Raw genomic sequence first — 2,991 nt, forward strand, 5'->3', positions numbered from 1 at the left:
GGGAACCGCCTGAACTGAAACATCTAAGTAGGGCGAGGAAGAGAAATCAACCGAGATTCCGCCAGTAGTGGCGAGCGAACGCGGAAGAGGCCAAACCAGAGGATTTATTCTCTGGGGTTGCGGACTCACACAACGGTGGTAAAGTCTAGCCGAATGGTATGGGAAGGCCAACCAGAGCGGGTGATAGTCCCGTAGGCGAAAGGCGAAGCCATTAGTGAGGATCCAGAGTACCGCCGGACACGTGAAACCCGGTGGGAAACTGGGGGGACCACCCTCCAAGCCTAAATACTACCTGATGACCGATAGAGGAGCAGTACCGTGAGGGAAAGGTGAAAAGGACCCCGGGAGGGGAGTGAAATAGAACCTGAAACCTTGTGCTTACAAGCAGAGAAAGCACGTTAAAGTGTGATCTCGTACCTTTTGTAGAATGGTCCGGCGAGTTATTGTTACTGGCAAGCTTAAGGTATTGAGTACCGGAGGCGCAGCGAGAGCGAGTCTGAAGAGGGCGTATAAAGTCGGTGACAATAGACCCGAAACCGGGTGACCTATCCATGAGCAGGTTGAAGTGGAGGTAAAACTCCATGGAGGACCGAACGCACGCTCGTTGCAATGATCGGCGATGACTTGTGGATAGCGGTGAAATTCCAATCGAACTCGGAGATAGCTGGTTCTCCCCGAAATAGCTTTAGGGCTAGCGTCAGCTTAGATTACCGGAGGTAAAGCACTGAATGGGCTAGGGGCCGATAAGGTTACTGAACCCTATCAAACTCAGAATGCCGGATAATTGATGGTTGGCAGTCAGACAGTGTGAGATAAGTTTCATTGTCAAAAGGGAAACAGCCCAGACCCACAGCTAAGGTCCCAAATACATGCTAAGTGGAAAACGATGTGGAGTTGCGAAAACAACCAGGATGTTGGCTTAGAAGCAGCCACTCATTAAAAGAGTGCGTAATAGCTCACTGGTCGAGTGACTCTGCGCGGAAAATATAACGGGGCTAAGCATGTAACCGAAGCTTGGGCTTGCCGCAAGGCAGGGGTAGGGGAGCGTCGAATACGGGGCGAAGTCGCAGCGAGAGCAGCGGTGGACTGTATTCGAGTGAGAATGCCGGAATGAGTAGCGAGAATTATGTGGGAATCATAATGGCCGAAAATCTAAGGTTTCTTGGGGAAGGTTCGTCCGCCCAAGGTAAGCCGGGAGCTAAGGCGAGGCCGAAAGGCGTAGTCGATGCACATACGGTAGAAATTCCGTAGCCGCCGAACTTTAAGCACGCTGACACTTTGGAATAGAGGGACCCGGGCGTTGGTTGACCCGGGCGAAAGGGACCGAAATTATAGTAGGGAAGTCCTCGATGTCCAGAGGCGAGAAAAGGCGTGAGGGATACTAAGGCGCCCGTACCGCAAACCGACACAGGTAGATGAGGAGAGAATCCTAAGGCCAACGGGAGAAGGGTTGTTAAGGAACTCGGCAAATTGGCCCCGTAACTTCGGGATAAGGGGCGCCTCCTACGGGAGGCCGCAGTGAAAAGGCCCAAGCGACTGTTTACCAAAAACACAGGTCTATGCTAAATCGAAAGATGACGTATATGGGCTGACGCCTGCCCGGTGCTGGAAGGTTAAGAGGAGAGCTTAGTCGCAAGGCGAAGGTTTGAATTGAAGCCCCAGTAAACGGCGGCCGTAACTATAACGGTCCTAAGGTAGCGAAATTCCTTGTCAGGTAAGTTCTGACCCGCACGAATGGCGTAACGATTTGGGCACTGTCTCAACAGCCCGCCCGGCGAAATTGTTGTACTGGTGAAGAAGCCAGTTACCCGCAACTAGACGGAAAGACCCCATGGAGCTTTACTGTAGCTTAATACTGGAAATCGGTAAATCATGTACAGGATAGGTGGGAGGCTTGGAAGCCTGGGCGTCAGCTTAGGTGGAGCCACCCTTGGGATACCACCCTTGATTTGCTGGTTTTCTAACCTGCGGCCGTGAATCCGGTCGGGGGACACTGTTAGGTGGGCAGTTTGACTGGGGCGGTCGCCTCCAAAAGCGTAACGGAGGCGCTCAAAGGTTCGTTCAGCACGGACGGAAATCGTGCAGTGAGTGTAAACGCATAAACGAGCCTAACTGCGAGACTGACGGGTCGAGCAGTAACGAAAGTTGGAGTTAGTGATCCGGCGGTATGTGAGTGGAAATGCCGTCGCTCAACGGATAAAAGCTACCCTGGGGATAACAGGCTGATCTCCCCCAAGCGTCCACAGCGACGGGGAGGTTTGGCACCTCGATGTCGGCTCGTCGCATCCTGGGGCTGAATTCGGTCCCAAGGGTTTGGCTGTTCGCCAATTAAAGCGGCACGCGAGCTGGGTTCAGAACGTCGTGAGACAGTTCGGTCCCTATCTGTTGCGGGCGTAAGAGATTTGAAGGGAGCTGTCCTTAGTACGAGAGGACCGGGATGGACGTACCTCTGGTGCACCAGTTGTCCTGCCAAGGGCATAGCTGGGTAGCTATGTACGGACGAGATAAACGCTGAAAGCATCTAAGCGTGAAACTCCCCCTAAGATAAGATCTCTCACTCTTTATGAGGTAAGGCTCGATGTAGACTACATCGTCGATAGGCCGGAGGTGGAAGTGCAGTAATGTATGGAGCTGACCGGTACTAATCAGCCGAGGGCTTGACCTTAACAAGAAGCAATGCAGGCGCTTGCGGAGCGGAGCTGGAAGATCTACATTGTTCGGTTTTGAGGGTGCGGAAAGCGCCCCCACTTCTGGCGAAAGAGAAAGTAGAAAAGAGATTAAAGTTTTCTTTGCATACTTTCTTTTTCAAAAGAAAGTATGCGCCTTTAGCTCAGCTGGTAGAGCAACTGACTCTTAATCAGTGGGTCCCCGGTTCGAATCCGTGAAGGCGCACCAATGGCCCGTTGGTCAAGCGGTTAAGACGGCGGCCTCTCACGCCGCAAACATGGGTTCGATTCCCGTACGGGTCACTTTCTTTCTCTGGAAAGAGAA

2 tRNA genes and 1 rRNA gene are annotated in these 2,991 nt (G+C 52.6%); all 3 read left to right on the plus strand.

Annotated elements, in window-relative coordinates:
• Window positions 1–2,665, plus strand: a 23S ribosomal RNA gene (locus tag H7U37_RS14645); the annotation flags it as partial.
• Window positions 2,666–2,819: 154 nt separating this feature from the next.
• Window positions 2,820–2,895: transfer RNA gene (locus H7U37_RS14650), tRNA-Lys, on the plus strand.
• A 2-nt stretch (window positions 2,896–2,897) separates the two neighbouring features.
• A tRNA-Glu gene (locus H7U37_RS14655) sits at window positions 2,898–2,969 on the plus strand.
• The last annotated feature ends 22 nt before the right edge of the window (window positions 2,970–2,991 follow it).

Origin of the sequence: Pseudoflavonifractor phocaeensis (assembly GCF_016901735.1) — a bacterium.
In the GTDB taxonomy this organism is placed as follows: Bacteria; Bacillota; Clostridia; order Oscillospirales; family Oscillospiraceae; genus Pseudoflavonifractor_A.